Below are 24,959 nucleotides of genomic sequence, written 5' to 3' on the forward strand. Positions count from 1 at the left end.
ATGGCAAAAATTGTAAAATTCGACTCTGAAGCAAGAGCGGCAATGATAAGAGGTGTTGATATCCTTGCTAACACAGTAAAAGTTACTCTTGGACCAAAAGGTAGAAATGTTGTTATCGACAAATCTTATGGTGCACCAAGAATTACTAAAGATGGTGTTACTGTTGCTAAGGAAATTGATCTTGAAGATAAATTTGAAAACATGGGTGCTCAAATGGTTAAGGAAGTTGCTAGCAAAACAAATGAAGAAGCTGGTGATGGAACAACTACAGCAACTATTTTAGCACAAGCAATTGTTAAAGAAGGTGTAAAATATGTAACAGCTGGCATGAACCCTATGGATGTTAAAAGGGGAATAGATGCGGCAGTAGATCATGTTAAAACAAGCTTAATTGCTTCAGCAAAAAAAGTAAAAGATACTGATGAGATTGCTCAAGTAGGAACTATTTCAGCTAATGGTGATAAAGAAATTGGCAACATGATTGCAAAAGCTATGCAAAAAGTTGGCAATGAAGGTGTTATTACTGTTGAAGAAGCTAAGGGAGTAGAAACTGAGTTAGACGTTGTTGAAGGTATGCAATTTGATAGAGGTTATTTATCACCATACTTTATCACTAACGCTGATAAAATGACTACAGAGTTAGAAAACCCTTTCATTTTATTACATGAGAAGAAATTAACTAACTTGCAACCAATGGTTCCACTTTTAGAAGCTGTTGTACAAGCTGGTAGACCACTAATGATTATTTCTGAAGATGTTGAGGGCGAAGCTCTTGCAACTCTTGTTGTAAATAAACTTAGAGGTGGTTTAAAAGTTGTTGCGGTTAAAGCACCTGGTTTTGGTGATAGAAGAAAATCAATGCTAGATGATATTGCAATTTTAACTGGTGGTCAGGTTATTTCTGAAGATATTGGAGTTAAACTTGAAAATGTTAAACTTACAGATCTTGGATCTTGTAAGAGAGTTAAAGTTGATAAAGATAATAGTACAATTATTAGTGGTGGCGGTAAAAAATCTGAAATTGAAGCTAGATGTACTCAAATCAAACAACAAGTAGGTGAAACAACTTCTGATTATGACAGAGAAAAACTTCAAGAAAGACTGGCAAAACTTGCTGGTGGAGTTGCTGTAATCAAAGTTGGTGGTGCAACTGAAGTAGAAGTTAAAGAAAGAAAAGATAGAGTTGAAGATGCTCTTAACGCAACTAGAGCTGCTGCTGAAGAAGGAATAGTGGTTGGTGGTGGTTGTGCTCTTTTATATGCTTCACAAAGCCTAACTTCACTTAAAGTTAAAGGGGATGATCAAAAAGCTGGTGTTACGTTAGTGGCTAAAGCTTTACAAGCTCCTATTAGACAAATAACTTTAAATGCTGGAGTTGATGGTTCAGTTGTAGTTGGAAAACTGCTGGAACAAAATAAAAAGAACCAAGGTTACGATGCTCAGAATGAAGAGTACGTTGATATGTTTGCAAAAGGTATCATCGATCCTGTTAAAGTTGTAAGAACAGCTTTACAAGATGCAGCTTCAATTGCTGGATTACTTGTAACTACTGAAGCCATGATTGCTGACAAACCAGATGACAAAGATGCTGGTGGTGCTGGTGGAATGCCTGGTGGAATGCCTGGTGGAATGGGCGGCATGGGCGGCATGGGTGGAATGGGTATGTAAGTACCAAAACACTCTTAACAAATTCAAAAACCCCAGAGTTTAAAACACTTCTGGGGTTTTTTTGTATCTGCCCTTTGCAATGTCTTTGCAATGTTTCATCAATGTCTTTTGCTTCTGTGAATTCCCATGTCAGAACGCACCCCCAATCTCACAAAATAATATAAATCAGTAGTATAAGGGATCTGTTTGGTCATTAATAACTACTATTGTTATCCCACAGCCATATAAGATTAGGGGAAACATATCTGGTACTTTCCTAATGGAAAATCTGCGAGATATTTTTTCGCATATAAAACGATTCCTAGAAGATTTGCGTCATTTGTAGTGAATGTATCGCAAAGTTGCGTTGTGATTGAAATTCTATGTGTTCAGAACGAGAAAACGACTAGAATAAACCATATGCTAGAGTGCATATGCGACCCACCATTTAATTTAACTATTTTTGAAATAAAAGACTCAACTCTTATAAATAATAATAAGTAAAAACTAATAAACATCATCATATGCCTTTTTATGTATGGTGCTGTTGTCAACCTAATCAGTTTGCTATCGGTAATAATTTTAACATGTCAACGGCAATTAAAATTCCATTAGCAGTTTATCAACTCATGAAAATGAGATTCGGGGTCGTATGTCTAAAGTAGAAATAACTAATGCACTAATAGAGGATACTAATATCAAGACCAATGTCCAATTGGTTGCTAATACATATATGGATATAACATACGATAGATTGACCAAGATGTTATCTCTTATCAATGCTCAACTGAATCAGAAACTATTTCGTTATTATCAAAAGTATCCTGAAAGACGAATAGGATTTCACTGCTACCATGAGAGAGTAGAAGGGAACACCCATAGTAATATATTCTTAAAGATACCACCTAAACAAAGTCATGATTTAATTAATATAGTTTTAATGATTGAAGACTTATGGAAACAATTAGGCAAAAGAACAAAGACTAGAGGTGCTAAATTTAAACTGTACCAAGACTATAATGTTGATGATGAATCAAGGTGTACTAGTTATGGAAGAAAAGAGAATAACTATGTCCCGATCTAAAAAGAGTAAGTCAATAAATAAAAATAAGAAGAAGAAACCGATTAACAAAAGTAGAAGGAAGAAAAAATGAGATTAGATGAAATGAAACCAAACGATAGAATAATTAGAAGTATCAATGTCACTGCTAATCATTGGTCATTATTAAAAAGAATATGTGACAAGCATGGTTATAAAATGAGCAGAGTAATAGATAATGTACTTGCTAGATTCATAAGGGATAAATCATAATGATAAAAGAAAAGACTAAGGCACTTTATCAGTTGCTAGAAAGAACTCCATCAAACGAGATTAAATGGAAAGAATTAATAAAATATCTCAAAGAGTTAGAAAAATCACAATAGTATGTTTCCCCTACTCTATTAGAGCCATAGGATAACAATAAAGGAAGAATTATGAACATAGACACATCAAGAATGACACCACTACAAGTTAAAATGCACCATGATAGAATAAGACTTCAAGAAAAGGCAATATCTAAAGAACAGTTCGAACAATCATTAAGAGAATCTACTGTACGAACAACAAATTCTGGCACTGCTCTATTTGGGGCAAATAAGAATATCTTTCAATCTCAATTAGCAAAAGATACTTCAAAATTAATGTCATTGAATAAAAGAAAACATATTCAAAAAGAAAAGATGATCGATATGATTGGCGATTTAAACGAACAAGATTTTAATATGTTTGAAGAAAAGATGAATGCTTTTTACACATACATTCAACTATCGAAGTAATACGACCTCTCCCTACATTATAAATAATTAAGATAAATATGATTCAAACTGACACGATAACCCAATAGGTATTCTCCCAAGTTTCCTATTGGGTTTTTTAGTTTATACGATCTTCAATTCAGCAAGTATCAATACTCGCCATTTCCCATTTTCTTTAAGGATCTTCTTATGCACTACTCGATAATTCGAAATGGAAACTTCATCTAAAGTAGATGTTGCTTCTAGGTCATAAGTCTTCACAATACCCTTCCCTTCCTTGTGTGTGATGATCTCCTTAGACACCAGACTATGAGATACGATATCTGCAAGTTTTAACTTGGCATTCATCAATGCTTTATTTTCTGCAATATTCAAATCTTTACTGATTGATTGAGTACATACTCTAATCACTTTGTCAGTAGATTTATGTTTCTCACAAAACACATTAACAAATGATTGAAGATCATCTGGCGATTTGATTACCTTTTTGTTATTGCCACTACAATTTTGTAATAACAACCCAAACAGTAATATTATTATTATTCTCATTTTCACTCCTTATAGATTTTCTAGTAAAAATAAAAAAGTCATAGTCGCAGTTTTAGACCACTCATCAGTAGTCCAGAACTGCACGAAGAAAGAATCTTCTTCCTTACAAACATATGATTCTTTTAGATTTACTATTTTTTGATTGATGACTTCACCTGTTGCCGAATACTTGCAATTCTCTTCGGAAGAAACAGATGTTGTTAATAGAAAGATAATTAAGATTACTCTAATCATAACTCTCCTTTTCTCTCATAGATATTTCAAATCTGATTTGATTTAAAACAGCATTCATTAATTCAAAGAATGCTTTATCCACTTCTTGTCTGAACACTAATTTTTGACAATCTGAATTACATTCTGTCAAAACATGAACTAGTGTTGCCTTGTAATACTCATTCGACTTTGAAAAAGCGTGAGTAGTAAAGGATAATAGGAATATGAAGATAATTGATTTAATTACTCTCATTGTTATCCCCCTTATCTAATAGGCTATGGGAAACATCACCCAAGAGATCACGAGTGTAATCATTATGCATGTCTGCCTCACTCTCTGCAATCTTCTTAATGATTACTCTCTCATGTTTATTTTGACAGTATTCACAATACAATCTGCCTATTGGGTAGAGTTCGTTCAATTCAATTTCAAATTTAGATAATTGAACTGAACATTCTGAACAAAGATAATCCATTATGCCGATACCCCCTCTCTCATTAAGATTTTATGCACCCAAGACACAGGAAACTTCTTACGAGTTGATACTGTTATTTCTTCAGCAACTTTTTGATAAGACTTGCCTCTCTTTCTCATCAACTGCATTTCTCTTATGATCTGCTGTTCTTTCTCACAAGGTACATAGTAATTATTCTGATCTAAATCATAACCAAACTTCTTCTTACCACCAGTGAAACGATTTTCTTTAATCAATCTTTGTTTAGTAGCAATTTGTTTCTCACTACATTGTTTCGAATAAAATTCAGCGAACACAGATAGTAATTTTACAAATACCGAACCCATTGCATCACTTGAGGTGACATTACCAAATTCAGCAAAGTGTAGATTGACTTTCAATCTCTTAAACTTTTCGATTGTTTGAAGTAGGTCTAAAGTATTTCTTGAAAATCTATCCAATGCAGAACAAATAATATGATCTCCTTTTTTAAGATCATTCATCAATTCTAATCCCATTGGTCTATTATAGAATTTAATAGTACCAGAAATACTTTCAGTTATTTCTTTATCGATTGTTAGATTATGTATTACTGCATATGCCTTTGATTTCTCAATTTGAGTTTTGATACTGCTGCCCTTATCAAAGTTTTCATCTGCACTACATCTGCCATAAAAATATACCGTCATTGTTTTCTCCTTTGTTATTCATTGTCATTAACGATTAGAACATGCTGACAAATAATGGCGAAAACACAAGCATTTGCTTTTACTCTTGGCACTACTATTCTCTCGTGTAAACATCAAAAATGTGTATATTGAGGGTATGGAATTAAGTTTTAAAGAATTGCAACCTTACAGAATTTGGTATCAGTATCTTCAATCATGTTTGGGGGACAAAACATTATCTAAAAAGGTAAATCAAAATTATTATAAAGATTGGCACTTAAACCAAGTGAAGACAAAAACATTTAATCAATGGATTAAAACACATGAGCATTTGTTTATGAATGAACAACAACAAGAAATCAAATTATTCAAAGGTCAAAGAACACCTAATACTGTTGCAGTAGAAATTCCTATTAATTTTAATGTTCAAAGAATACAAAAAGAAATAGGTAAGGCAGTTAAGGGTTTAGTAGCAAAACAACAAGCAAATCAACGATTTAAACTCCATATTAAAAGACCATTGCAATCTGCACCTCTTGATTGGTTTCATTGGGCATGGCAATTTAAACAAAACCCCAAGAACTATACACTTCACGAAATATGGGATTTAGTGAACGATAAACAAGATAAAAGGCAGGTAAAAGTTAAGAAAAGATCAAATGCACGATCATTACAAAGAAATCTATCTACTGCCCATGCAAAGAAAATAGATAGAAGTAAACAAATATTGATGTCACGAAACATTAATAAGGCATCAAAGATACTTAACAATGTATGTAAAGGTATCTTTCCTGGTGACTATTCAGACCACTAATTAAACTTTCCATTTGGAAATAATCATTCTATCCGATTGATGAGATAGAATATTTTCAGTATTTACTTAACTTATTGTTTCCCATGGCTCTAATAGGCAAGGGGTAAACTCGCAGAGGTCTTTTTTCTGGTATGATAGGGGCATGTTAAGTCAGAATACATTTGTTCATAATATATCTTTCATTGTTGAGTGTATTGCTGACTTAACTTCAAATGTTTCCCCCAAGACTACTAGAGTAGTGGCAAACGAAAAAAACACTAACAATGATTATATTAGTAGTATGGAAACATTAAAGAGAAAGACTAACATTGTTAACCCCAAGACTACTAGTCGAGTGGTAAACGAAAAACATATCGATCTCCGATATAATAGACCCATATTAACAATAAAAAGAAAGAAGAAAAAACATGAGAGCATATAACGAAAACTTTTCACCATTAAGACAAAGTGAAAAACAAAGAAGATCATCAATGATTGCTGAAATGAAATTCAGTAAGAGAAACCCTATTCAAGAAAGAGTTAGAGTTTATCATAAACCATACAGAAGTTCAGACTTCACTCAACAAATGAGAATGAACAGATATTTGATGAACACTGCTAGTTATACTAATGAAAATAACATTCAAGATTACACATCTACAATGCACGAAATCAAAAGAGCAGCATAGTTATTTCCATTTAGAAATTATTAACCAATAAACGAAAGAAGAAAATATGAAGAAATCAAAAATAGATAAAGCAGTAAGTTATTCCTTTATCAAACAAGCAAAGAAATATGTTGATCTAGCAATTGATGAAATAGATTCAGATATTGAATTAGGTCATACAGATAAACACGAAGATAGAGATTGTAAAACTAATCTTATTCAAAGTTTGAATTGTCAAAGTAGAGAATTGAAACAAGCATTAGAAAGATTGAGTGCCTAATGAACGATAGAGTTTACAATATATTGAAAAGAATAATTGACCACTATGAAATGGATATTCAATGGTGGAACAATCATGACGAAGAATATCAAGCATACAAAGATGTTACAGAAGTTAGAGAATATCTTCGTCATTTAACCTTACAAACAGTTAATTAAATGAGCAGAACTATAAAATGCAAAAAGTGTGGTGATACATTTACTACACTTAACTTAACCTCTTATTGTGAAGTCTGCACAACAATGAAGACCATTGTTCAAGACTTTTTAACCCCATTTGTTCCCAAAGAAACAAATAAACCAACCCATAAACCAAAGGAGAAATATGGAAAATAAAACCACTATGGAGATATTTAACCCACTAGTTAATAATCTTCAAACCTTAGAAGTAGGTCATAACGAGAAAGATCCTTCTAAAAAGAAATCAGTAGAGAAATACTTTTCACAGATTAAAAGTAATTTATATATTGGTGTCAAAGCACATTACTTAATCGCTAGAGATTTGTTTGATGCAAAAGTTAACCTAAAGAATAATGACTTTTCAAGATTAGTTGAACAGTTAAGTTTTTCAGGTAGTACACAATCAAAATACTTAAACATTGGAAAAGATTTAAGATTATTTAGTTTGTTTACTAAAGGTAAGTTGCCTTTTAAATGGACATCTCAATACTTTCTTACAACTTTGACCGATGAAAAGTTCAACAAAGTAGCAAAGCAAATTGATGCTGATATGCCGATTAGTAAGATCAAAGAGATCGCTGATGTAGGTAAAGCAGAAGCGAAAGAGTTTGAAAACAAATTACTTTCAATGCTTACAGTTGAAGTTGATAGAACAAAGTTCGTTGACAAAGGTACATTTGATTTTGACAAGTTAGTCAAAAAAGTAAAATCTGCTTTAGATAGTATTCCTGAAATCACAATCAATGATGACAAGGTAGATACTGTTAGAGATAAGATTTCTTCTTTCATATCAAAAGCACATGGTCAAAAAAGAGCAGTTGAACAAGCACAGCAAATAATTGCTAATGCTAAACTGTTTAATGCTGCCTAAGTAAATCATAATGAGGTGGCGAACTTGCCACCTCAAAACAAAATCATGAATTATAATATTTTTAAAACATCAAAGTTTATTGCCACCTTCAAATTAAGTGGAGAGGTAATGAAACAATTAAAACAATATTCAAAAATAATGAACAGCAGTTCACCATTAACTAGTTGCCAAGATATGCTAATCAAAACAGATAAAGATAAAAACATAATCGTTGTGTTATGTAATTTAAGTTGGGTACCATATACATGGGCAGATGGCGTGACCGTTCAAGATCAAACTCATAGCAGTACAATTCCTTCTGACTCAAAATCAAAAGAACACTTCATGCATTATGCACCAAGATCATATGTAAAGTTAAATTCCAATGCTAGAGAGAATATTATTATGCCAGTGATTGTTCCCCCAATTGCTGACTACAACTGCGATATTTACGAACTCAATAAGAGTACAAAAGCAGGATTAATTGAGATGAGAACACAAACTCATTTCTTCACATTTATGACGAATATAATTATGTAGAGATTATTTCAATTAATTAGTAAACAAAGAGTTTCCCCTAGTCTAATAGGCTGTGGGATAACACAGAAGAAGTATATAAGAGAGAATAAAAAACATGCCAAGAATAATAAAAGAAACGATTAAATTAATACCGAGTAAGAAATCATTAAAGATATATAAAAAGAGTAATAGTCAGAATTACTACTGTTCTTTCTATATAGGAAGATTGAATAGTAAGTCTGGTAATAAAGAACAATCATTAAAGACGCCAAATGTTAAAGTTGCATTAAAAGAGGCAATAAAAACTTACGATCTTGTAATTGCAAATCAACAGCATCAACAATTAAAGATTGATTTCGATAAAGATATTGCAATGCCCTTCTTCAAACACCGAATACAAAAATATCACATGAAAGGTAAGATCGATAACAGCAATCAAGGTATTAGAGAGAAGAAAAGATTTAACAATTATATGAGAAACTTCTTTATTGGGTTTGATTATAGAGATCACGAATTATTAAGTCAGGCAATTTCAGATATGACTAATAATTTAAGATTAGATAACAAAACTGACAATACAATTTCAAAATATATGAGTGTCTTAAATATGATGTTCAAAAGAGCACAGAATTTAGGAGTAATACAATCATTACCAGATATGCCATCACTATCTGTTATTAACACCCCAAGAGAATCTTATTTCAATGAAGAATTAAATTTAATTAACAGACGACTTGATGAATTATCTAAACAGAAAGAAGATAAAGAATATCTTGAAGTTAAAGATTATATTAATTTGATTAGAAGTGCTGGATTTAGACCAGGAATTCAACCACTTATGATTAAGAATTGGCAGTATCAATATCTTACTGACAAAGAAAATCTAAACGAACCAATATTACAATTTACATTGTTTAACACCAAGACTAGTCCAAAACATAAACTAACTTGCCACCCATATTTTACTAAAAATATATTTCCAGAGATTGTAAAAAGAAACCCCAAGAACACATCAGAAGATTATCTATTATTTCCTAATATTAAAAATAGAAGAAGTTTGTATTCTCGAATTAGTAAAATATTCATAAGAGTTTCGAGTGAGTTGGGTCTGTATCATAAGAATGGTGGCAACAGACCTTTGTATAGTATTAGACATACATTTATTTCCAATAGACATAATGATGGTGCACCACTAGAAATAATTGCAAGAAGTGCCAACACATCTGTTAAAGTTGTAAAAAACAGTTATTTAGATAACGAAGAAACAATGATGATCCAAGAGAACAAAAGATTGTTTCCTAGACTTGCAATGTCCTCTGCTTCTGTGAAGAAGACAAAGAAGTAGTCCTCAGCAATGTCTTTGCAATGTTCCCACCCAAATAGGTATTGAATTACCTACCCTTTTATTCCTAGAATGCGAATGTAAACCCATTCACTTTACTAAAAATTATAAAAAGCCCAGTTTTTACTGGGCTTTTTTTTTGTCCCAACATTTTATTAGAGCACGAAGAAAGCACGAAAAAAGCACGAAGAAAAAATCATCAAATGAGTCTATTATTTGAGACCACTTTGGCTACCAAACAATTTCAAAGTAGTAAAATAGATGTTGATTTGTTTGAGTTAAAATCCTCGGTATGAATGTTTCGGGGTTTTTTTATAATTGACACTTTTTTGATTTACTTGACATAATTTGAAAAATATTTTTCCCAGATTATTTTTACTTTTTCATTATCTTGTGTAAGTTTACCAGTAGTGTTTCCGCTACCTGTATATTTAATATTAAAAAGATTACCAGGAAAGACTATGGAGGCGTCTCCATCTGGAACACCATTTTTACAAACATAATAAAAAGACCTCATATCAATTCTCTCCTCGCCTTCGTAAGCAATCCAACAATTAATCTTTTTTCCTGAAGCCCATTCTGCCCACTGCCTACAATACTTATTATTTTCAAATGTAACAGTACCTTTTGTCCAATCTTGTTTTCCTTTAAGATGTTCTTTTGGCATCCATCCAACGGTATCTTTATTCGAAGGATAATAAATGGCAAAAGTTCCCCATCTATCAACTGATACTAGTGTGTTACCAGTAAGTAGGTTATCAAGTTCCTCAGTAGATAAATTATTATCATTATTTTTAAATTGAACATCTACACCTTTTTCTGGTTTACATTTTGTCCATAATTTAGTTTTTTCCGCCTTTTTTTCATTGATTTCAGAGTTCAAAGAAATCGGAAAAAAGAAAAAGGTCAGAACTAAAATTCCCAAAAAATTTTTCATGTCTGACCCTAACCCAACTCTAAAATGAAGTCATCTTTTAAGTTCTTTTTGAAAATGACTTTTAGAGTAATGAACAATTTCAAAGTGGTTAAATAATTACCTATTTACCTAAATCTCATATTTGAGATTGATAATATTCGGCTAATCTTCGGTTGATATTCTAAAAACACGAAACGGCACGAAAAACCATTAATTAAGCTAGTAAAACAATAAGTGAATGAGAATGTAATCCCACTCTTTTTTAAAAAGAATTCAAAGGCCATCTTTTTAGGTGGCCTTTTTTTTTGTTAAGCTGTTATAAGGTTAAGATATGTCAAAAAGATACAGCGGAAAATCATTTAAAGATTCAAGCACTGCTAAAAAGCCAAAATTAAGCCTAAAAGAAAAAAGAAAAAATAAAAAAGAGAAATCTAAAAAGTCTTAGACTTTAGCTCTTTTTTGACTGTGTTTTTTGAAGGTAAAGCTTTTGGGTCTGTCACTTCTACTTTTAAACTTCTTCTTTCCATCAAAACTAGAGCTTTTTTTTTCTCCACTCGTTGATGAGCTTTCAGATGTTTTTTTTCCAAAATATTTAGGATTATTTGTGAAGCCTGTTGGTTTCGAGTCATCTTTTTTAGTAAAACTAGATTTTCCTTTATAACCAAAACTTTTTTTCTCTCCATCTCTTGATGATGAGCTAGATCTTCCATAACTAGATGGTTTTGATTTATCTCCAAAACTAGATTTTCCTTTATAACCAAAACTTTTTTTCTCTCCATCTCTTGATGATGAGCTAGATCTTCCATAACTAGATGGTTTTGATTTATCTCCAAAACTAGATTTTCCTTTATAACCAAAACTTTTTTTCTCTCCATCTCTTGATGATGAGCTAGATCTTCCATAACTAGATGGTTTTGATTTATCTCCAAAACTAGATTTTCCTTTATAACCAAAACTTTTTTTCTCTCCATCTCTTGATGATGAGCTAGATGATTTTGATTTATAGCCAAAGCTTTTCTCTCCATCTCTTGATGATGAGCTAGATCTTCCATAACTAGATTTTTTTTCATCTCTGAATTTTCTTTTTTTATTGTATGGTGCTTTTCCTCTTTTACCACCTCTTGAATCTCCTCTTGCTCCACGTGGCGCAGGTTTAAAATTTGGATCAATTAATTTACTAATTTCGTTCCACATCGACCTATCATCTGGTGTAAGAAAAGTTAAAGCAGAACCTTCTGTTCCTGCTCTGGCAGTTCTTCCAATTCTATGAACATAGTCTTCTGGCACTTGTGGAAGATCATAATTTATTACATGCTGAATTAAAGGAATATCCAAACCTCTTGCAGCAACATCTGTTGCAATTAATATTCTCTTAAGACCTTTTCTGAATGAAGTAATTACGCGATCTCTTTTACTTTGACGAAGATCTCCGTGAATAGCATCGGCTGAATGGCCCTCTTCTTTAAGACGCTTAACCATTTTATCAGCACCTCTTTTAGTTTTAACAAAAACTAATATTGATCCTTTTCTTGCTATAAATTGGTCTACTAGTTGATCGTATTTATTTTCTTTAAAAACCTGAAGGGTTTCTTGTTTAATCTTTGCAATAGGAACTGATGTTGATCCTGTTGAAATTCTTTGAGGTTTATTTAGATATCTTTCAGAAATTCTAACAATATTCTGAGGTAATGTTGCTGAAAATAATAAGGTTTGATGATCTTTTGGAACGAATTTTAAAATTAATTCTATTTGAGGGGTAAAACCCATATCCAGCATTCTATCAGTTTCATCTAATACTAAATATTTAGTAGCTGATAAATTTAAACTTTTTCTTTTTAAGTGATCGTTAATTCTTCCGGGGGTTCCAACAATTATTCTTGATCTATTACCTAGTTGTCTAAGTTGTTTTTGCATTGCCTCTCCACCAATAAGCAAGGCAGTTTTAATATTAATTTTATCGCTAATAATACTCTTTATTGCAGCCATTACTTGAGTTGCAAGTTCTCTAGTTGGACACATAACTAATGCAAATGCATTTTTATCTAATATTAATTTATTAATTAGAGGAACACTAAAAGCTAAAGTCTTTCCTGTTCCTGTTTGTGCTGTTCCTAAAATGTCTTTTCCCTCTAAAGCAACAGGTATTGCCATAGCCTGAATTGGTGTTGGTTTCGTAAACTTCATTTTTTCCAATGAATTCTTTAGCGAATCTTCTATTTTTAGTAATTTAAAGTTTTCCATTTAGGTATTTAGATTTTTTAAAATTTAAGGAGATATGCTCTTAATCCTTTAATATGTCTAATTTATACAGGGATATTTATACGTTTTTTTAATAATCACAAGAAGCTAATTTTTTATTAAAATAGCTTTAATAAGAAAATAATGGGTTTTTTTAAGTTTTCAAATGACTCAATTAATGTATAAGAGCGTCAAATTATGAGTAACAATATTCGAAACATCACAATTATAGCTCACGTTGACCATGGTAAGACAACCATGATTGATAATCTAATGAAGCAAAGTGGTTCATTTAGAGAAAATGAAGTGGTGGATGAAAGATTGATGGACTCTGGTGAGTTGGAAAAAGAAAGAGGAATTACTATTCTAGCTAAACCTGCTTCTATTGATTGGCAAAATACGAGAGTTAATATTATTGATACACCAGGTCACAGAGATTTTGCAGCTGAAGTAGAGCGTGTTTTAAGTATGGCCGATGGTGCTTTATTATTAATTGATTCTGCGGAAGGTGTAATGCCACAAACAAAATTTGTACTAGCAAAAGCTCTTAAGCAAGGGTTAAAGCCGATTGTTGTAATTAACAAACTAGATAAAGCCGATCAAAGAGCTAATGAAGTTTTAGATGAAACATTTGACTTATTTGTAAGTTTAGATGCAAACGAGGAACAATTAGACTTTCCAGTTATGTACGCAAGTGGTAGATCTGGATGGGCAGACAAAGAAGTGGATGGCCCAAGAGAAAATCTACACCCATTATTAGATTTAATTCTAGAACATGTTAAGCCAGCAGACCTTGATAAAACTAAACCTTTCGCAATGCTATCTACTTTATTATATGCAGATAGTTTCTTGGGCAGAAGTTTAGTTGGAAAGATATCTCAAGGAACAGCAAAAGCTAATCAACCTATTAAGGCAATAAATCTTAAAGGTGAGAAAGTTGATGAAGGTAGATTAACTAAAATTTTTAGATACGAAGGAACAAAGAAAGTACCCATTGAAGTTGGTGAAGCAGGAGACATTGTTGTAATTGCAGGTTTAGAAAAAGCTAACGTAGCAGATACAATTTGTGATCTTGAAGTAAACGATCCACTTCCAGCAACTCCAATAGATCCTCCAACTATGTCTATTACTATAAGTGTAAATAGCTCACCTTTAGCTGGAACAGAAGGTAAAAAATTAACAAGCACTCAAATCAGAGATAGATTGGTCACTGAAGCGCAAAACAATGTTGGAATTTCTTTTTCTCAAAATGCAAACGTAGATGCTTTTGTAATTAGTGGTCGTGGTGAGTTAATGCTTGAAATCTTACTGACACAAATGAGACGTGAAGGTTTTGAAATGACAGTAAGTCCTCCAAAGGTTTTATACCAAAAAGATGAGGGTGGAAATAGAATGGAGCCGATTGAAGAAATTACTGTTGATGTAGATGAAGAGTTCTCATCAAAAATTATTGATTCAATGAATAGAAGAAAAGGTAAATTACTCGATCTTAAAGATACAGGAAAAGATAAAAAAAGATTAATCTTTCACGCGCCAACTAGAGGCTTGATGGGTTACACAAGTAGATTTTTAACTTTAACAAAAGGTACTGGTGTAATTAACAGAATCTTCCATGGTTATGGAAAATTTGAAGGTGAGATGGATGGTAGAAAAAATGGTGCTTTAATTTCAATGGCAAACGGAAAAGCTGTTGCATTTGCAATATTTAACTTACAGGCGAGAGGTGAGATGTTTGTAACTCATAATGATCCTGTTTATGAAGGAATGATTGTTGGATTAGCCCCAAAAGCTGGTGATATGATTATTAACGTTATGAAGGGTAAGCAGTTAACCAACATGAGAACTCAAGGAACTGACGAAAACGTTGTACTAACTCCAGTAAGACAAATGTCAATTGCAGAACAGCTAAGTATGTTAAACACTGATGAGGCGTTAGAAATTACCCCTAAATCTCTTAGATTAAGAAAAGCAATTCTTAATCCTAATGATAGAAAAAAGAACGAAAAATCGTCAACACCTCTTTAATTAAAAAACTTTCCAACAATAAATAAACTAAGAGCAACAGCTGGTCCAATTCCAAAAGCAAATAATAAAGTTCCAACTCCTACTGTACCACCCAAATACCAACCGATAGACATCACTGTAATTTCAAGAAAAGCTCTAACGATAGCAATCGGTAAATTTGTTTTTTTTTGCAAACCAACCATTAGTCCATCTCTTGGTCCAGCTCCTAAATTAGCCACTAGATAAATACCACCACCAAGCCCTACTGTGAGTACCGCTATAATGGCCAAAAGTATTTGATAAATATAATTTTCAGGTGTTGGCACAAATTTTATGCAGACATCAATCATCAAACCAATAATTATTGCATTTAAGATTGTTCCAATTCCAGGTATTTGTTTTAAAGGTAACCACAACAGTAAAACAGCAATGCTTATAAATATAGTTATTATTCCAGTAGAAAAATCAACATTCAATGCAATACCTTGTGCAAGAACAGACCAAGGTGAGGCTCCAGCAAAAGAGACAATTAATAATCCCTCACCTAAACCAAATAAAGTTAATCCAAGACACAAAAAGAAGAAAGTTGAAATTTTTGGTTTAAGATTTAATGGTTTTTCAGAACTCCAATAAACTTTGGGAATATTTTTGATTTTCAAGAACATTTTTAATAAATTACTTCTTTTAAAATTAAAGTCTATTATTGTTAACACTTTATGAAAAAATTTTTTATACTAATTTTTTTTTTAACGTATTCACTTAGCTCTAATGCCCACATGGCGCATTATAATAAATTTAATAAAATTGAAATGGAGATTTTAAAAGATGGTGAAGTTATTGGCTATAATTACTATTTTTTTAAAAAGGATGGAGATAAGACAACAGTCACAAATCAAATTAAGTTTACAGTAAAGTTATTTGGAGCAACAATTTTTGAAATTGAAGGGTACGGAGAGGAAAAATATATTAAAGATAAATTGATTTCTTTTAATTCTAAAACACTTCAAAATGATAAAGAAAAATATGTAGATTTAGAATTTAATGAACAAACAGATAAATTTGATATTCAGGGTTCTTCCTATAGTGGTGTGGCATCAACAAAAAACGTAATTGGAAACTGGTGGAGCCACAAAATTTTACAAACTGATAGTCAAATTAGCCCAGTATCAGGTAGTGTCAAAGAACAGGTAGTAACGTTTATTGGTAAAGAAGAAATTGAACTTTATGGTAAAACTTATGAGGTAGATCATTTTAAATTAACCTCAAAAGACATGTCTTTACCAAAAGATAAAAGACTTAATTTTGATATATGGTTTAATAAAAAAAATTCATTAATTTTAAAAGTTACTTATTCTAGACTAGGAAATTGGGAATATAAGGTTAAAAAGTTTGAATAAAGCTATTTATTTATTTTATTAAAAAGATCTTGAGCACTTATCCATCCCGACTCTAGCCTGGGTCCAACAAACCAATCCGCACAAACTCCAAATTTTAAAGAAGAATTCCAATAGCTTTTAACACTCAAAGGTTTTGAGTTAGATGAATATTTCCAGCCATGATTTAATGAAAATAAAACTTTAGTTTTTTTGATGCCTGTAAGTTTAAAAAACTGCTCAATCATAATCTTAGTGTTCAATTTTTTATTTTCTTGATTTTTATCAATTTTTTTATTTGCCCATAAGTAAGTGCTCTGCAAGGTCCAAAGATCATTTTTACTTTTAAAGCGCATTTTACTATTTTCATTTCCAGCCCAACCTAAAATTTTATCATTAAAAAAATAACTACTAATATTAGGTTTGCTTTTTTTTGTGGTCATCATGACTGTTATATTTGCATCCATTTTTATTTTTTGATTAATAAATGAATGTTTAATATATTTTTTTGAAAGTTTTTTTAATTGAGGAAATGGACAGGTTAGTATCAATGATTTATATAATTTTTTTGATCCATCAGAAAAATATATTTCCCACACTTTATTTTTATTAAAGATTTTAATAACCTCACTATTAAAATTGCAGTTGATATCTTTTAATAGATATTTGCTGATTGCGTTGTTACCCTTTTTTCCAATTATCTTAATATGTTTTTTGTCTTCTTTCTTATCAGTATTTAAAAATAAATGTTTTCCTGGCCATTTTTTAACAATTTTTTCTGAAATTAAACTTTTTATAAATTTTTTAAATTCATCACTTTTTGGTGAAATATATTGAACACCATGATCAAAGCTTTCATTCTTGTTAAGCTTTTTATTAGATGATCTTCCTCCAATTCCTCTGGCCTTGTCATAAACATCTAGTGAAAATTTTTTACTAAGTGCTTTAGCAATTGTTGAGCCTGAAATACCAGACCCAATTATACAGAAATCCTTCATTTCCCAGCAACAACCATACCTTCTATCAACATTGTTGGTGCATTCGTTGAGTATTTAAACTCAAGATCGTCTGCCAGTGTTATGTTCTTAAATATATCTTTAAAATTTCCAGCTATTGTGATTTCACTAACGGGATATTTAAATATTCCATCCTCAACCATAAACCCATTAGCACCAACTGAATAATCTCCTGTAACTAGATTACTTCCATGTCCAATTGTTTCTGTAATATAAAGAGTTCTTGAGTTTAGTTTTAAAAGATTTTTATATGAGATAGAACCTTTTTCAAAATATAAATTACTTGTTCCACCACTTCTACCATTTGACTTAAGATTTAATTTTTTCCCGTTATAAGTATCTACTAAATAATGCTTTAAAACACCTTGATCTACTAATTTTAATTCATCAGTTTTCACTCCTTCAGAATCAAAATATCTTGATCCTAATCCTTTGACTATATTGGGTTTATCAAAAATATTTATTGAAGACGTAAAAATTTCTTCATTAATTTTATCTTTTAAAAAGGATGTACCTCTTGCAATAGATGAAGCAGATATTGCACTTGCAAAAGCACTCAATATTCCTTTCGAAATTCTTCTATCAAAAACAATACTAATTTTTTCACTTTCTATTTTTCTTGGATTTAATTTTTGTAATGTTTTCTTTGCAGCTATTGTTCCAATTTGGCTTGGCTTCAACATATCATTAAGATGACAAGTGCTGGTAAATTCATAATCTCTCTCCATTTTATTATTAGAATCTTTTGCTACAGCAACGCATGATGCTGAAAAGGAAGAAGACTTATAACCGTTTAAAAAGCCATCACTGCTTGCTAATATAAAATTTGATTTTGACTCGGAGAAACCAGTTTCCGTATTAATGATTTCTTTTTTTTTAAATACAGCCTCTTCTACTTCTTTTAAATATTCAATTTTTTCATCATTCTCTATATGGTCATCATCATATAAATTTAGATCATTAATTTTATTAGCCAATAAGTCTTTATCTGGTAATGAATTATGCTCATCTTCTGGAGTAATTTTTGTTGTCTCAATACATCTTTCTACCAACGTCTTGATATTTTCTTCTGTAAGATTTGAAGAAGAGATACTTGATTTTTTTTTGTTAATATAAGTTGTAAGACTAACACCTAGGCTATCCGATCTATCAGATTCGTCTAATTTTTTATTTCTAAAGTTTACTGTTTCTGAGATTGAGTGCATAACAGCTGCACTTGAATCTGTTGCTCCAAGTTTTTTTGCTAAATCTATACAAAAAGAAGCTGTTTTTGTTAAATAATCTTGATCTTTAACCATATGATTTATAATTGAGTTCCGCCAACAGTCATTTTGTCAATTAAGATAGATGGCTGTGCCACGCCTACTGGAACACCTTGCCCAGCTTTTCCACAAGTTCCAATGCCTGGGTCGAGCATCATGTTATTTCCAACTAATGAAACCTCTTTTAAAATTGAAGGACCATCGCCAATTAACGTTGCTCCCTTAATAGGTGATCCAATTTTACCGTTAATAATTTCATAAGCTTCTGTACAATTAAATACAAATTTTCCAGAAGTAATATCCACTTGCCCACCACCAAAACTAACTGCAAATATTCCTTTATCAACCGATTTAATCATCTCTTCTTGAGAATATTTTCCATTTAACATCATGGTATTTCTCATTCTTGGGAGAACAACATGTTTGTAACTTTCTCGTCTTCCACTACCTGTGGATCTTGTATTCATCAATCTAGCATTAAGCCGATCTTGCATAAAATTTTTTAATATGCCATTTTCTATTAAAACAGTTTTTTCAGTTGGTGTCCCCTCATCATCTATTGTTAAACTTCCTCTTCTGTTATGCAGAGTTCCATCATCAACAATAGTAACACCTTCAGTGGCAACTCTTTGACCCATTAAATTATGAAAAGCAGATGTTTTTTTTCTATTAAAGTCACCTTCAAGGCCATGTCCTATAGCTTCATGAATAAGTATTGCTGGCCAACCTGATCCTAAAACAACTTTCATTTCTCCTGCTGGCGCCGGTTTACTTTCAAGGTTTACTGAGGCAATTCTAAATGCTTCATCACATACTTTTTTCCAATTATCATCTTTAAGGTATTCATCATAAGATTGTCTTCCACCAATTCCATAAACTCCTGTTTCTTTTTTTCCATCTTTCTCAAGCATGACTGAAACATTAAAACGAATTAAAGGTCTAACATCTGTTAAAACTTCACCTCCAGATCTTATAATTTCTATAGATTTATGTTCACCTGCAAAACTTGCAGTGACTTGTTGCACCATTCCACCTTTGGCTCTCGTATAGTTGTTAACTTCTTTTAAAAGATCCAATTTAGATTGTAGTGATTTTTCTTCTATTGGATTAACATCTTTATAAAATTTTTCATTAGATTGTGGAATTTCATGATTGTAGATACCTTTTTGAGATTTTAATGTTGAGCTTAGATTATTGGCGGATTGTTTTAATGATTTTTTTGAAATTTCATTTGAATGAGAATAAGCTACTACTTCGCCAGTTACGGCTCTTAAGCCATATCCTAGATCAGAACTATAACTGGAACTCTTTATTTTATCATCATCAAGTATAATAGATTCGCTTTTAGAATTTTCTAAGTAAAGTTCACCATCATCACAATTATTTAATGTTTCTGAAATAATACTTTCCGCATCTTTTCTTGATAGATCTGTTTTAGTAAAAAAATCACTCATAGGTAACAAATAATAGTTATAATTATTTTTTCAATTGTCGTATTTCGCACATATACAATCTATCGGATTCTCTATAATTTTAGGAATAAATTAAAAAAAAGGACAATATAATGAAAAAATTTGATGAATTAATGAACGTTTCTAACGAAATACAAAATATTTCGGTTGATGAAGCTAAAGAAAAACTAAATGACCCAAATGTGCAATTTGTAGACGTAAGAGATAAAGATAGTTTTGAGTCAGAAACTATTGGTAATGCTTTAAATTTAGAAAGAGGCTTATTAGAGTTTTATCTTGCTGATGGAAGTCCTTTAGAAAATGAAATGTTTAAGAAAAATCCTGATAAAGAATATATAGTTTTTTGTGGTCTTGGAGGTCAAAGCACACTTGCAACAAAAACTATGAAAGAAATGGGAATAAAAAATGTTAAAAATATGACTGGTGGAATGACAGCTTGGAAAGATAAGAAATAGATTGTGAAAGTTTATTTTAATAATTCATGTAAAATTTGCCAAGCAGAAATAGATTTGTATAAAAAACAAAATATTAAAGACATAGAGTGGGTAGATATCACAAATAATAAATCTGCTGAAATAGAAACTCAAAAGAATGCAGAGAACCTTCTACGTAGACTTCATGTTAAAGATGGTGAGAATGTAATCGAAGGAGCAGAAGCTTTTTTATTAGTATGGAAGAAAATTCCTAAGTATAAGTTTCTTTATAGTTTTTTTAAAACTCCAATAATTTTTACTTTATTTTCATTTTTTTATGAAATTATTGCTTTCTTTTTATTTTTAAAAAATAAAAAACAACTTTTAAAATAGGTTTTTAATGTTGAGAAGAGGTGCTGAATAAAATATATTTTAGTTATGAAATTTTTTATACTATTTTTATTTATATGTAGTTTTATTTTATCTGTTCAGTCCTCTCAAAAAAATGATTTAAATAATCTTTTTAATCAACTTCAAAATATTAATAATTCAAAAAGTGCTGCTTTATTGGAACAAGAAATTTGGTCTATTTGGAATAAACATCCCAATGATCTTAGGTTAACTGAAAAGTTAGAGTTTGGAACTGAGCTGATGCAATATGGGGATTATAATTATGCACTAAAAGTTTTCAGTAACGTACTAGAGAATGACCCTAAATGGTCTGAAGCTTGGAATAAAAGAGCAACTGTATATTTTTTAATGAGCCAGTTTACAAATTCATTAAATGATATTGATAAAGTTTTAGATATAGAGCCTAGACACTTTGGGGCTTTATCAGGACAAGCAAGAATTTTCATAAAACTTCAAGAATATGAAAAAGCAATTAAGAGTATTGAAAACTCATTAAAATTCTACCCATCATTTAAAAGTCGTGAATTGATACCTGAAATTGAAAGATTAATTAGAGAAGATAGTATTTAATCTAATCTTTTTTAGCTCTTTTTCTTGAAATTAACTGCGTTAAAGAGTCAACCATTAGATCAGAGGCTTTAAATATTTCGTTTGATTTAAATTCATGAGAAGAATTTTTCTCAGGATCTGATTTATCTTCAATAACTATTCCTTCGTCAGGAGAATTATTTTTTATATAAATTAATAGCAACCACTCTTCATCGGGTGCCTCATCCCATTTGATAAAGATTTCACCAGTTTCAAATCTTTGGTCAATACATCTAAAAATAGACATGTGTCTAGTGATGTGTCGCTTGTTAAGTTGAAAAACTAAACTGCTGGCACTTCTATAAAAGCTTTCAAGAGAAAGTTCAATTTTCTGCCTCGCAATTTTATAGTCTTTCTCTTTTTGGAGTAAAGTTTCTCTATCCTCATCACCTTGAATTTTTACTCCTAGAGCCTCTACTCTTTCTCTAATTTTTTGATCTCGTATAATTCTATATTTATCTTTTAGTTTTTCTATTCTTGCTTGAAGACCAGAATAATCATCTCTTTTTTCTTTTAATGAGATCTTTTCAAGCTTTTCTAATTCTTTAATTTCTCTTATTCTAAATTTTTCTATTTGTTTTTCTAACTGTAATTGTTTCAGAAATTGTTTTTGTCTTTCAGCATGTTCCGTTCTAAGTAATGCTTGCTCCTTACGTAAAAATAACTTTATGTCTCTTGCTCTTTCTTTTTCAAGTTTAATTTCTTCTTTTAATGCTTTTTCTTTGAGTTTAGTTTGCTCTTCTGCTTCTTTTATTTTTTGCTTTTGAATTTGTAATTTTTCTTTTTCTTTTTTCTCAATTTCCTCAAGTTGTCTTCTTCTTTTTTCTTCAGCTTTTAAAGTTTTATACTCAAATATTCTATTGGCGATATTATCAAAAAAGTCTTGAATATATTTTTCTAAATTAAAATTAATTTTGAAATTAAATTCTGGTTTTAAAGAATGCTGAAGTTTGATTATTGCTGATATTAAGCTTCCACTTATTTTAACCAGTTTTTTTTTAACTGGTTTTTTTTTAGCTAGGTTTTTTTTAGCTGGTATTTTTTTAGCTGGTATTTTTTTAGCTGGTTTTTTTTTAACTGGTTTTTTTTTAACTGGCTTTTTTTTAGCTGGTATTTTTTTAGCTGGGTTTTTTTTAGCTAGGTTTTTTTTTATTTTTTTCATACTTTAAGGAATTCATGATTTATCAATATATTAATGATAAATATAGTCTCTTGTAATAGGTGTGGATGTATAACTCTTTGTTAGCTGGAATTGATACACAACCTGATCACCCCATTTGAAAGCAATTTCACACCCAGCAAGGTAAAATTCCCACATTCTAAAAAACCTTTCATCATACATTTTAACAATTTTTTCCTTATTTTTTATGCAGTTTTCTTTCCAATGTCTCAATGTGTGTGAATAGTGTAACTTGAGAACTTCAATATCAGATACTACTAATCCTGCTTTTTCAATTGGTGTGGTTACCTCACTTAAGCTTGGTGTGTATCCACCTGGAAAAATATACTTTGTTACCCATGGATGTGGGTCTCTTGGTGGATTAACAGAACCAATAGTATGAATTAAAGAAATACCATTATTACTAAGTAGTTTTTCTACTTGCTTAAAAAATTTTTTATAAAATTTTCTCCCCACATGTTCAAACATTCCAACACTAACAATCCTATCAAATTTTTCATCTAATTCTCGGTAATCCATAAGCTTAAATGTAACTTGATTCTCTAAATTAAGTTCTTTAGCTTTTTTTAAACAATAATCTAATTGGTTTTGTGACAATGTAATTCCTGTTACTTCACAATTTTTAGATTTAGCAATATCTATAGCTAATGATCCCCACCCACACCCGATATCAAGAACTTTTTGATTAGATTGTATATTTAATTTTTTAATTATGTGTTGTATCTTATTATTTTGAGCATCTTCTAAAGTGTCATTCTCATTTTTAAAATATCCACAAGAATATTGTCTTTTTTTATCTAAAAACAAATCATATAGATCATCTGATAGATCATAATGGTGAGAAACATTCATTTTAGATTTTTTTATGAAATTAAAATTTGTAAGATATCTGTATGAACCACTCAGTTTATTTATAAGGTGACTAAAAAAATTTATTTCTCCTCGTCCAATATTCATAAGCGCTAAATCTAAAAATTCAGTTAGTGTTCCATTTTCAATAACGATATCTCCATCAGAATAAGCTTCTCCAAAGTATAGATCAGGGCGATATAGTAATTTATAATGAAGCTTCTTGTTTAAAATCTTAAGCTTAATTGGAGTTTTTTTTTGAGGAGAGCCTATAATATATTTTTTTGAATTGGCATCAACTAGTATGAAGCCATCTTTTTTAAATATGTTATTTAAAAACCTTGCTAATTGCATCTAAGCCGCCTTTAAGGATCCCAGTGTGAAATTAAGCTTATTAAGCTCCTCTATCAATAGAAATTTATCTCTTTCATTTAAAAGACTGACAGGGGGCAGAACATTTTTATAAATCTTATTTTCATCAGACATAAAAGAATGTAACCCTGAAATTAGATTAAATTTTTCAAAAGTATTTCTGACATCACAGAGCATTTTATTTTTTGTTTGTTCTTTTTGTTCAATAAAATCATCATAAACTTGTCGTGATAATTCTGCCGTTACATTGCAAGTTGCAGTAATAATTCCAGTACATCCCAATTCCAAACCTTTTAATAGTTTTGACTCTGATCCTGGTAGAATAGAAAAATTATCAATCTTTAGATTTTCATATAAGTTGTAAGAGCTATCTTTAACTCCAACTATTTGTTTTGGAAACTTCTTAACAAGCTTTTCAACACATTCGATACTAAACTTATAACCACACAACTTCTCAAAGTTATATAAAACAACTCTACTGTCTGGTAAAACATCAATTATTCTTGAATAAAACTCTATTACCTCACTATCACCATACTTATAATAAGCAGGTGGCATTATTAAAAAATCATTAAAATTTAAAGAGTTGGCAACCTTCATTAAATTTATAGTTTCGTTTAAAGAATTAAGTCCAGTTCCAATTAAATATTTTTCTTTATATTTACTTTCTGATAATTTATTTAATAAGCCGATTTTTTCACCGATGGATATAAGCTGCGCTTGTCCTGTACTTCCAAAAAGAGCAACACCATGGCAACCCATACCTATTATTTTTTCAGCATGATTAACTGTCTTTTCAATGTTTAGACTTAAATCGCTGTTAAATATTGACATTGATGCTGCGTAAATACCTTTAATTTTACTCATAGGCTAAACTTATATAAATTAAAAATTTAGTAAAGATG

General features: G+C 30.8%; 30 protein-coding genes. 17 read left to right on the plus strand and 13 right to left on the minus strand.

All coding sequences use genetic code 11. The annotated features are described in order from the left end of the window. The 4 genes from groL (at window position 1) to ABXT55_RS06275 (ending at window position 3,465) form a co-directional block, all read left to right on the plus strand. Window positions 1-1,668, plus strand: coding sequence for a chaperonin GroEL (gene groL / locus ABXT55_RS06260; protein ID WP_415284456.1), 1,668 nt, complete (start codon window positions 1-3; stop codon window positions 1,666-1,668). Window positions 1,669-2,380: 712 nt separating this feature from the next. After that, a complete protein-coding gene (locus ABXT55_RS06265) occupies window positions 2,381-2,731 on the plus strand; it encodes a hypothetical protein (protein WP_415284457.1) in 351 nt (116 codons plus the stop codon). Between the two features lie 66 nt (window positions 2,732-2,797). Then, a complete protein-coding gene (locus ABXT55_RS06270) occupies window positions 2,798-2,959 on the plus strand; it encodes a hypothetical protein (RefSeq protein WP_415284458.1) in 162 nt (53 codons plus the stop codon). Window positions 2,960-3,123: 164 nt separating this feature from the next. Further along, the gene (locus ABXT55_RS06275) at window positions 3,124-3,465 is read left to right on the plus strand and encodes a hypothetical protein (RefSeq protein WP_415284459.1); all 342 of its coding nucleotides are present in this window, start codon (window positions 3,124-3,126) and stop codon (window positions 3,463-3,465) included. Between the two features lie 102 nt (window positions 3,466-3,567). Here ABXT55_RS06275 and ABXT55_RS06280 read toward each other — a convergent pair whose 3' ends face one another. From ABXT55_RS06280 to ABXT55_RS06295, 4 genes are all read right to left on the minus strand, one after another. Beyond that, a complete protein-coding gene (locus ABXT55_RS06280) occupies window positions 3,568-3,993 on the minus strand; it encodes a hypothetical protein (RefSeq protein WP_415284460.1) in 426 nt (141 codons plus the stop codon). Window positions 3,994-4,002: 9 nt separating this feature from the next. Beyond that, entirely contained in the window at window positions 4,003-4,227 is a 225-nt protein-coding gene (locus ABXT55_RS06285; RefSeq protein WP_415284461.1) for a hypothetical protein, read from the minus strand. Then, the gene (locus ABXT55_RS06290; protein ID WP_415284462.1) at window positions 4,220-4,459 is read right to left on the minus strand and encodes a hypothetical protein; all 240 of its coding nucleotides are present in this window, start codon (window positions 4,457-4,459) and stop codon (window positions 4,220-4,222) included. Before ABXT55_RS06290 ends, ABXT55_RS06285 begins: the two co-directional genes overlap by 8 nt. A gap of 222 nt (window positions 4,460-4,681) precedes the next feature. Beyond that, window positions 4,682-5,350, minus strand: coding sequence for a recombinase family protein (locus ABXT55_RS06295; protein WP_415284463.1), 669 nt, complete (start codon window positions 5,348-5,350; stop codon window positions 4,682-4,684). A 136-nt stretch (window positions 5,351-5,486) separates the two neighbouring features. Here ABXT55_RS06295 and ABXT55_RS06300 point away from each other — a divergent pair, with 136 nt between their 5' ends. The 8 genes from ABXT55_RS06300 to ABXT55_RS06335 all read left to right on the plus strand — a co-directional run bounded on the left by ABXT55_RS06300 (window position 5,487) and on the right by ABXT55_RS06335 (window position 9,963). Continuing rightward, entirely contained in the window at window positions 5,487-6,143 is a 657-nt protein-coding gene (locus ABXT55_RS06300) for a hypothetical protein (RefSeq protein WP_415284464.1), read from the plus strand. A gap of 407 nt (window positions 6,144-6,550) precedes the next feature. Next, window positions 6,551-6,811 carry a hypothetical protein gene (locus tag ABXT55_RS06305; RefSeq protein WP_415284465.1) on the plus strand — a complete coding sequence of 87 codons (261 nt, stop codon included), beginning with the start codon at window positions 6,551-6,553 and terminating at the stop codon, window positions 6,809-6,811. A 46-nt stretch (window positions 6,812-6,857) separates the two neighbouring features. Further along, window positions 6,858-7,070 (plus strand): hypothetical protein, encoded by a 213-nt coding sequence (locus ABXT55_RS06310; RefSeq protein ID WP_415284466.1) that lies wholly within the window; start codon window positions 6,858-6,860, stop codon window positions 7,068-7,070. After that, window positions 7,070-7,228 carry a hypothetical protein gene (locus ABXT55_RS06315; RefSeq protein ID WP_415284467.1) on the plus strand — a complete coding sequence of 53 codons (159 nt, stop codon included), beginning with the start codon at window positions 7,070-7,072 and terminating at the stop codon, window positions 7,226-7,228. The genes ABXT55_RS06310 and ABXT55_RS06315 overlap by 1 nt, the downstream gene beginning before the upstream one ends. Then, window positions 7,229-7,405, plus strand: coding sequence for a hypothetical protein (locus ABXT55_RS06320; RefSeq protein ID WP_415284468.1), 177 nt, complete (start codon window positions 7,229-7,231; stop codon window positions 7,403-7,405). It begins immediately after the preceding gene. After that, on the plus strand, window positions 7,395-8,120 hold the full coding sequence (locus ABXT55_RS06325) for a hypothetical protein (protein ID WP_415284469.1): 726 nt from the start codon (window positions 7,395-7,397) through the stop codon (window positions 8,118-8,120). Before ABXT55_RS06320 ends, ABXT55_RS06325 begins: the two co-directional genes overlap by 11 nt. 108 nt (window positions 8,121-8,228) lie before the next feature. After that, window positions 8,229-8,639 carry a hypothetical protein gene (locus tag ABXT55_RS06330; RefSeq protein ID WP_415284470.1) on the plus strand — a complete coding sequence of 137 codons (411 nt, stop codon included), beginning with the start codon at window positions 8,229-8,231 and terminating at the stop codon, window positions 8,637-8,639. Window positions 8,640-8,733: 94 nt separating this feature from the next. Continuing rightward, on the plus strand, window positions 8,734-9,963 hold the full coding sequence (locus ABXT55_RS06335; protein ID WP_415284471.1) for a hypothetical protein: 1,230 nt from the start codon (window positions 8,734-8,736) through the stop codon (window positions 9,961-9,963). Window positions 9,964-10,294: 331 nt separating this feature from the next. Here ABXT55_RS06335 and ABXT55_RS06340 read toward each other — a convergent pair whose 3' ends face one another. Both ABXT55_RS06340 and ABXT55_RS06345 read right to left on the minus strand, forming a co-directional pair. Beyond that, window positions 10,295-10,897, minus strand: coding sequence for a hypothetical protein (locus ABXT55_RS06340; protein ID WP_415284472.1), 603 nt, complete (start codon window positions 10,895-10,897; stop codon window positions 10,295-10,297). Window positions 10,898-11,317: 420 nt separating this feature from the next. Beyond that, window positions 11,318-13,117, minus strand: coding sequence for a DEAD/DEAH box helicase (locus ABXT55_RS06345; protein ID WP_415284473.1), 1,800 nt, complete (start codon window positions 13,115-13,117; stop codon window positions 11,318-11,320). 195 nt (window positions 13,118-13,312) lie between these two features. Here ABXT55_RS06345 and typA point away from each other — a divergent pair, with 195 nt between their 5' ends. Beyond that, window positions 13,313-15,139: a translational GTPase TypA gene (gene typA / locus ABXT55_RS06350; RefSeq protein ID WP_415284474.1), complete on the plus strand. Its 1,827-nt coding sequence runs from the start codon at window positions 13,313-13,315 to the stop codon at window positions 15,137-15,139. Here typA and ABXT55_RS06355 read toward each other — a convergent pair. Continuing rightward, window positions 15,136-15,783, minus strand: a complete 648-nt coding sequence (locus ABXT55_RS06355) for a YczE/YyaS/YitT family protein (RefSeq protein ID WP_415284475.1) — start codon at window positions 15,781-15,783, stop codon at window positions 15,136-15,138. The two genes, typA and ABXT55_RS06355, sit on opposite strands and share 4 nt — an antisense overlap. Before the next feature lie 111 nt (window positions 15,784-15,894). Between ABXT55_RS06355 and ABXT55_RS06360 the strand changes: the two genes are divergently transcribed. Beyond that, window positions 15,895-16,515 (plus strand): DUF6134 family protein, encoded by a 621-nt coding sequence (locus ABXT55_RS06360; RefSeq protein WP_415284476.1) that lies wholly within the window; start codon window positions 15,895-15,897, stop codon window positions 16,513-16,515. A 2-nt stretch (window positions 16,516-16,517) separates the two neighbouring features. Here ABXT55_RS06360 and ABXT55_RS06365 read toward each other — a convergent pair whose 3' ends face one another. The 3 genes from ABXT55_RS06365 to tldD are packed head-to-tail and all read right to left on the minus strand — an operon-like array spanning window position 16,518 to window position 20,223. Next, complete coding sequence (locus tag ABXT55_RS06365; RefSeq protein WP_415284477.1) at window positions 16,518-17,489, minus strand: NAD(P)/FAD-dependent oxidoreductase; 972 nt, start codon at window positions 17,487-17,489, stop codon at window positions 16,518-16,520. Further along, entirely contained in the window at window positions 17,486-18,805 is a 1,320-nt protein-coding gene (locus ABXT55_RS06370) for a TldD/PmbA family protein (protein ID WP_415275582.1), read from the minus strand. The genes ABXT55_RS06365 and ABXT55_RS06370 overlap by 4 nt, the downstream gene beginning before the upstream one ends. Before the next feature lie 5 nt (window positions 18,806-18,810). Continuing rightward, a complete protein-coding gene (gene tldD, locus ABXT55_RS06375; RefSeq protein ID WP_415275584.1) occupies window positions 18,811-20,223 on the minus strand; it encodes a metalloprotease TldD in 1,413 nt (470 codons plus the stop codon). Window positions 20,224-20,333: 110 nt separating this feature from the next. On the opposite strand from tldD, the gene ABXT55_RS06380 reads away from it, so the two are divergent. From ABXT55_RS06380 to ABXT55_RS06390, 3 genes are read left to right on the plus strand one after another with little or no spacing between them, the layout of a single operon-like run. Beyond that, window positions 20,334-20,696, plus strand: a complete 363-nt coding sequence (locus ABXT55_RS06380; protein ID WP_415275586.1) for a rhodanese-like domain-containing protein — start codon at window positions 20,334-20,336, stop codon at window positions 20,694-20,696. Between the two features lie 3 nt (window positions 20,697-20,699). Continuing rightward, window positions 20,700-21,047, plus strand: a complete 348-nt coding sequence (locus ABXT55_RS06385; RefSeq protein WP_415275588.1) for a thiol-disulfide oxidoreductase DCC family protein — start codon at window positions 20,700-20,702, stop codon at window positions 21,045-21,047. A gap of 45 nt (window positions 21,048-21,092) precedes the next feature. Beyond that, window positions 21,093-21,635 (plus strand): tetratricopeptide repeat protein, encoded by a 543-nt coding sequence (locus tag ABXT55_RS06390; protein ID WP_415284478.1) that lies wholly within the window; start codon window positions 21,093-21,095, stop codon window positions 21,633-21,635. 1 nt (window position 21,636) lies between these two features. Here the strand turns inward: ABXT55_RS06390 and ABXT55_RS06395 are convergent, their stop codons facing one another. From ABXT55_RS06395 to ABXT55_RS06405, 3 genes are read right to left on the minus strand one after another with little or no spacing between them, the layout of a single operon-like run. Continuing rightward, entirely contained in the window at window positions 21,637-22,815 is a 1,179-nt protein-coding gene (locus ABXT55_RS06395) for a hypothetical protein (protein WP_415284479.1), read from the minus strand. Between the two features lie 30 nt (window positions 22,816-22,845). Further along, window positions 22,846-24,036 (minus strand): class I SAM-dependent methyltransferase, encoded by a 1,191-nt coding sequence (locus tag ABXT55_RS06400; protein ID WP_415284480.1) that lies wholly within the window; start codon window positions 24,034-24,036, stop codon window positions 22,846-22,848. Then, on the minus strand, window positions 24,037-24,921 hold the full coding sequence (locus ABXT55_RS06405; protein WP_415284481.1) for a dihydrodipicolinate synthase family protein: 885 nt from the start codon (window positions 24,919-24,921) through the stop codon (window positions 24,037-24,039). It abuts the gene before it with no gap. Between the last annotated feature and the right edge of the window lie 38 nt (window positions 24,922-24,959).

Source organism: Candidatus Pelagibacter sp. Uisw_130 (genome assembly GCF_047722505.1).
GTDB lineage: Bacteria > Pseudomonadota > Alphaproteobacteria > Pelagibacterales > Pelagibacteraceae > Pelagibacter.